Consider the following 6688-nt stretch of genomic DNA (forward strand, 5'->3'; position numbering starts at 1 on the left):
CCCCTGAAGAGTTCGATGCCACGCTCTATTATGCGCGCCGCCTGATCGAGCGCCGCTGGCTGGAGGCCAACCTCGCCGGAGCTTATGTCGTTTCTCTCTCTCGCCATACCCTGGTCTATAAGGGCCTGATGGCCCCCGATACCCTGGCGCGTTTCTACCGTGACCTGGCTAACCCTCTCTATAGCAGCGCTTTTGCCATTTTCCATCAGCGTTATAGCACTAATACGTTCCCATCTTGGCAGTTGGCCCAGCCTTTCCGTATGCTGGCCCATAATGGCGAGATCAATACCCTGCTCGGCAACCGTAACTGGATGCGGGCGCGTGAGAAGGCCTTGACTGCCGCCCGCTGGGGGGAGAAGCTGGTTGATCTGCTGCCCGTTATTCAGGAGGGTGGCAGCGACTCGGCCCAGCTTGATAACGTGCTGGAGTTCTTGACCTGTTCTGGCCGGGACCTGCTGCATAGTATGCAAATGCTGATTCCACCGGCATGGGAGCAGATGCCTGAGCTGGATCGTGCATGGCGGGCCTGGTGCGAGTACCATGCGGGTCAGATTGAGCCATGGGATGGACCGGCGGCTTTGGTCTTTAGCGACGGGCGCTTTGTGGGAGCTGCTCTTGACCGCAATGGTCTGCGTCCGGCGCGCTATACTCTCACCTCGAACGGGCTGCTGATTCTGGCCTCTGAGGTTGGGGTCATCCCTTGCGAGCCACATGAGGTAGTTGAGAAAGGACGCCTGGGGCCAGGGCAGATGATTGCTGTGGACCTAGAGCGTCATACTGTCCTACGCGATGACGACATCAAGGCGCTGTTGGCGCAGCGCCAGCCATACGAGCAGTGGCTAGATGCTCATCTCGTGCGTTTGACGCGTCTGACACAAGTGGTGTCCTCGGAACGCTGTAGTGATGGGCAAGAGTCCGATGCCGATGCCCTTTTCCAGCGTCAAATGCTCTTTGGTGTGACCAATGAGGATGTTGAGCTGATTCTGCGTGCGATGGTTCAAAGCGCCAAAGAGCCGATCTGGAGTATGGGCGATGATACCCCGCTTGCTTCCCTCTCGCTGCGCTCCCGTTCTCTGGCTGACTACTTCCATCAGCGTTTTGCTCAAGTGACCAATCCGCCCATTGATCCTTTGCGTGAGCAGGTGGTCATGTCACTAGACTGCTATTTGGGGAAGCGAGAGAGCCTGCTCACCGAATCCCCACGCCATGCCCATCTCATTCACCTCGAGACGCCGCTGCTTACCGAAGCGCAGCTAGAAACACTGCGTCATCTGGAGGAACAGGGGTTTCGGGCGCGTACGCTGCAAGCCACTTTCGCGCTGGCCGATGGTCCGACGGGGCTGGAGGCGGCTTTAGCGCGTTTGGAACGCGAGGCGGTTGCGGCTGTTCATGAGGGGATTGACCTGTTGATTCTGAGCGACCTGGGGGCCGATCTGGAGCATGTCCCTGTTCCGATGCTACTGGCCGTAGGGGCTGTCCATCAAGAGCTGATCCGTCAAGGGCTGCGGACCTCTGTGTCGCTGATTTGTGAGACCGGCGCTGCCTGGGATATTCACCAAATCGCTTTGTTGCTTGGCTATGGTGCGGAGGCTGTGATGCCAGCAGTAGCGCTGGCGACTGTGCGCGCGCTGGCCGGTGAGCGCCATCTAGAGTCGGTCACGCCTGAGGAGGCTGTTGAGCGCTACTTCCACGGTGTCGAAGAGGGCCTGCGCAAGGTAATGGCGCGCATGGGCATTTCCACTGTGCGCAACATTATTGGCGGCGGCCAGTTCGAGATCGTGGCGCTGGAACCGGCTCTGGTGGAGCGCTGCTTTGCTGGCTCGCCAGCTCATCCGGGTAAGATCGGACTCGAACAGATTGCGCGCCAGTTAATCGAGCATCATCAAAAGCTGGCCCAGTCGGCGGAGCAGCCGGCGGCGACTGGGCGTGCGGCTGCTGGGGCTGCTGGGGCTCACCAGCGGCGCAAGCTGCCCGAAGCTGGCTACTATCGCTATCGCCGTGACGCTGAGTATCACGCCTTTAACCCGCTGGTTGTGCGTGCTCTGCAGAAGGTAGCGCAGACAGGTGATCCTGAGGACTATCGTCGCTTTACAGAGCTGGTCTATGGGCGCCCGCCGACCAATATCCGCGATCTACTCAGCTTTGTGCCGCGTGAACCCATTCCCATCGACGAGGTTGAGCCGGTCGAGGCCATTCGGTCCCGCTTTGTCGTCTCGGCGATGTCGCTGGGGGCTCTCAGTCCCGAAGCCCATCGTACTATTGCTGCCGCTATGAACAGTATTGGCGGGCGCAACAACACTGGTGAGGGGGGCGAAGATCCCGACTGGTACTACGAGCTACTTGAGGGCCATCCAGTGAGCAGCAAGATTAAGCAGGTGGCATCGGCGCGCTTCGGCGTAACTACTGAGTATTTGGTACGTGCCGAGGAGCTGGAGATTAAGATGGCCCAGGGGTCGAAGCCAGGCGAGGGTGGTCAGTTGCCGCCCAACAAGGTGACGCCCTTCATCGCGCGTCTGCGCCATACGGCGCCAGGAGTGCCTTTGATCTCACCGCCGCCCCATCACGATATCTATAGTATAGAGGATCTCGCCCAGTTGATCTACGATTTACGCCAGGTCAATCCGAGGGCGCGCATTGGCGTCAAACTGGTATCGAGCAAAGGAGTTGGCACCATTGCGGCAGGCGTGGCCAAGGCTCATGCTAACTACATTCACATTGCTGGACACGACGGTGGCACGGGCGCATCGCCGTTCCAATCCATCAAGCACGCTGGCATTCCTTGGGAGCTGGGTCTGGCGGAGACGCAGCAGACGCTAGTACGCAACGGTCTGCGCAGCCGAGTCAAGGTGCGGGTCGATGGGGGACTCAAGACGGGGCGCGATGTGGTCATCGCGGCGATGCTGGGGGCCGATGAGTTTGGCTTTGGCACGGCCATCATGGTCTCGCTTGGCTGTGACATGGCGCGTCAATGTCACCTCAATACTTGTCCGGCAGGCATAGCCACCCAGCGTGAGGATCTGCGCGCTAAGTACACAGGTCGACCGCAGATGGTGGTCAACTATCTGACCCTGCTGGCTCAGGAGGTGCGTGAGATTCTGGCTCAATTGGGCGTACGGCGCCTCGATGAGATTATCGGGCGAGCCGACTTGCTGCAATGTCCCGAGGATGTGCGCATTGAGCTGGCTCCCATCCTGGCAACACCAGCGGGGGGCTTTGTGGCTCCAGTCTCTCCGCCGCCAGGCTCCCAGGTAGCGGCCCAGATCCTCAGCGAGGCCGAGCAAGCCTTGAACGGTGAACGCAGCGTCTTCACACAGCATAGCATTCAAAACGCCGATCGAACGGTTGGGGCTAGCCTGGCCGGAGAGATCGCTCGACGCTATGGCAACAAGGGGCTGCCGGGCGTCAGCGTCACATGTACTTTCCACGGCTCTGCGGGGCAGAGCTTTGGCGCCTTCTGTGTGCCAGGCATGCGCCTGATCCTCAATGGCGAAGCCAACGACTATGTTGGCAAGGGCATGACCGGCGGCCAGATTGTGATCATGCCCCCGCCGTCGGCGCGCTATCCTGCCCATAAGAATATCATCATGGGGAATGCGGTCCTTTATGGGGCCACAGGCGGCCAGCTCTTCGCCGCTGGCTGTGCGGGTGAGCGCTTCGCCGTGCGCAACAGCGGTGCCCTGGCCGTGGTTGAAGGGGTTGGGGCCCATGCCTGTGAGTACATGACGGGCGGCATGGTGGTGGTCCTCGGCAGCACGGGTATCAACTTCGGGGCCGGGATGTCCGCCGGTGTGGCCTATGTCCTCGATACCGAGGGCGCCTTCCCGCCGCGCTGTAATACCGAACTGGTCGAGCTGCAGCGCATCAACGATCCCGATGAGGCAGAAGCGTTGCGCAAGCTGATCGTCCTCCATCGCAAGAAGACCCATAGCTGGCGCGCGGCCCAGATTCTGGCCGAGTGGGACCATATGCAGCGCTTTTTCTGGCGGGTGGCGCCGCGCGAGCGTGTGCAAACGGCCTGCGATTTCCTGGGAGCCTATCCCGAGGAGAAGCGCGACGCGGTGGGCAGCTAGCCATAAACCATAATGGGCAGTGAGCTGCCCTGTTCTACGACGAGACGGGCGTCTGCCGGATACAGCCGCTATGCTGGCCGGCGGACGCCCTTTGTAGTGGCTCGCTGCAGGCTGGGGCAGACAGGCGGACCAGACGGACCTCCCGCAGAGGCCAGAGGAGAAAAAAGGGGCCTTACTGGGAGGCTCCCATACTCGTCAGATCGCGCTTGCTCCTCAGTGGTAGCTCCTGGAGGAACCAGACGGCAATGAAGGTCAGTCCACTGAGTAAAAAGCTGATCAAGAAAGCCTGGTGGAGGCTGCTCGCCAGCGCTTCGCGCACCGCCTGGGCCAGGGCCTGGTAGGCCGCAGCTCCCTGGGAACCGGCGGCCAGGAAGCCCGCACGGAGTCTGGTGAGCGTCTGGCCAGAGGAGAGCAAGATCAGAGGATTGGCAAAGAGCACGCTCACAGAGGCGGGCAGCCTGTCGCGCAGTGCGGCTGGTAAGGCCGCCTGAAAGGCTGGCGTGTACGAGGCCGACAGTACCCCTCCCAGGATAGCGATGCTCAAGGTCCCACCGAGCTGACGGAAGAAGGCCAAAGCGGCGGTTGCCTGGCCGATCTTTTGCGGGAGAGCATTCTGGACAATCGTAGTGTAGATGGCTTGGCCTGTGCCCATGCCGAAGCCCAGCACGAGCATCGCAATAAGCAGATCGGACCAGCCAGAGCTGGCGTTGAGGCGCACAAGGCACAGCGAGCCGGCCACAGCAGAAAGCGCCCCACCAATGGCCAGCCAGCGATAGCGCCCGCTCCATGAGAGCAGCAGGCCCGAGAGAACCGCTCCTCCGATCGCCGTCAGCGCCAGGGGAATGGTGATCAAACCGCTGTTCGTTGCCGAGGTGCCGATCACTCCCTGGGCGAAGAGGGGGATAAAATAGGCGCTTCCAAGAAGGGCCATATTGAGGAGGAAGGTGACCAGCGAGGCGATCCCGAAGACCCCCCAGCTCGCAACAAAGAGACTTGGCTCAATGACCGGCTCTCTACCACGCCGCTCCTGGTGACGTTCATAGATGACGAGCAAACAGAGAAAGACGAGGCTGGCGCCTAGTAAGGTCATGATCTGAGGCGAAAGCCAGGGGTACTGGTTGCCAGCCCAGGAGAAAGCCAGTAACAACGGAATCGTCCCCAGGGTGAGCAGCAGGACGCCAGCGTAGTCGATAAAAACCATCTGTCTGCCTGGTCTGAGTTCTGGCATCATCATGATCAGCACCAGCAGTGCTGCCAGGCCAATGGGCAGGTTTAGCGAGAAGATCCAGCGCCACGAGAAGCGGTCGGTCAGCCAGCCTCCAGCGAGTGGCCCAATGATTGACCCCAGGGCATACATCCCGCCTGTGATCCCCATCCATTTCCCGCGCTCGCGCGGCGCAAAAAGGTCGCCGACCGTTGCCGAGACCACTGGTTGCAGGCCTCCTGCTCCCAGACCCTGGAGCGTCCGAAAGATGATCAGCTGCGTGAGCGACTGAGCCAGTCCGCTCAGAGCGGAGCCGATCAGAAAGAGGCTGATGCTCGCCAGCAAAATGGGCTTGCGACCCACGAGGTCAGAGAGCCTGCCGTAAATAGGGATCGTCACGGTTGAGGCCAGTAGATAGCCGGTAGTGATCCAGGAGAGGACCTCAAAGCCACCTAAGTCGGCACCGATGCGCGGCAACGCTGTTGCCACAATGGTTTGATCCAGTGTGGCCAGAAAAAGGATCAGTAGTAAGCCACTCATGGTCGCCAGCGTCTGGCGCGGAGAGAAAAGCTCTGTTGACCGGGGAAGCGATGTGCTCACTTGCTCATGCTGCCTCTGCGCTCCTGACTTTGACGAGGGCTGCATTCAGTAGCTCCTTTCCTTCCATCCTTCGCAAGGATAACATGACGTCCGTCCGAGCGGACATCCGTATAAGCCGGTTCAAGACAGAGTGCCAGGCCGGGGCCTGATGATATCGCTGAGCCTCGGCTGTGCGCATCGGTAAGCCATTGCATCCCCTGTGCCACGGCGGCTGGCTGACAGGCGAACTACTTACGGCTTCAGAATACGTAAAATCATCTCAACAGAAGGGCGCTCGGCCTGGTAAGGCATATACCAGATGCTGGACGCCAGTCCCTGGATCAAGGCCCCATAGAGAAGAGCCAGCTCATCAGGATCGCCCGCGGCCACCTGGCCGGCCTGTTGACCTTCACTAATCAACTGGCGCAAGGTGGCCAATGTTGCCTGCACGCGCTCAAAAGCCAGCGTACGGATATCGGCGGGAACGGCTTCGCTGATCAGGGCGTAGAGCACCACCTGAAAATGAGCGGGATGCTCGCGGATGCCCTCCCAGATATACGTAGTCAGCCAGGTCAACTTTTCCCAGGGACTGCCAGCCAGCTTGAGAGCCTGCTCCAACCCCGTGGCGGTGACACTGGTGGAGGTCTCGATCAGCACCTTAAACAGCTCTTCCTTGCTCGAGAAGTAGCGATAAATCAGGCCCTGGCTAATGCCGCTGGCCTCGGCGATATCGCTAATGCGTGTTTCCGCCAGGCCGCGGCGGGCAAAGATCTCGGCGGCTACGTGTAAAATCTGCCGCCGGCGTTCATCGCGGATCTGCTGGTTTGCTTGCTCA

3 protein-coding genes are annotated in these 6688 nt (G+C 60.4%); 1 reads left to right on the plus strand and 2 read right to left on the minus strand.

Translation table 11 applies throughout. The features are described from left to right. A partial coding sequence (gltB, locus tag IRZ24_RS15060) for a glutamate synthase large subunit (RefSeq protein ID WP_297165669.1) occupies positions 1–4070 on the plus strand: 4070 nt, incomplete at its 5' end. Positions 4071–4242: 172 nt separating this feature from the next. Here gltB and IRZ24_RS15065 read toward each other — a convergent pair. Together IRZ24_RS15065 and IRZ24_RS15070 are read right to left on the minus strand one after the other, a co-directional pair. After that, positions 4243–5919: an MDR family MFS transporter gene (locus IRZ24_RS15065; protein WP_297165670.1), complete on the minus strand. Its 1677-nt coding sequence runs from the start codon at positions 5917–5919 to the stop codon at positions 4243–4245. A 186-nt stretch (positions 5920–6105) separates the two neighbouring features. After that, a partial coding sequence (locus tag IRZ24_RS15070; RefSeq protein ID WP_297165672.1) for a TetR/AcrR family transcriptional regulator occupies positions 6106–6688 on the minus strand: 583 nt, incomplete at its 5' end.

Origin of the sequence: Thermogemmatispora sp., assembly GCF_019683755.1 — a bacterium.
Classification (GTDB): domain Bacteria; phylum Chloroflexota; class Ktedonobacteria; order Ktedonobacterales; family Ktedonobacteraceae; genus Thermogemmatispora.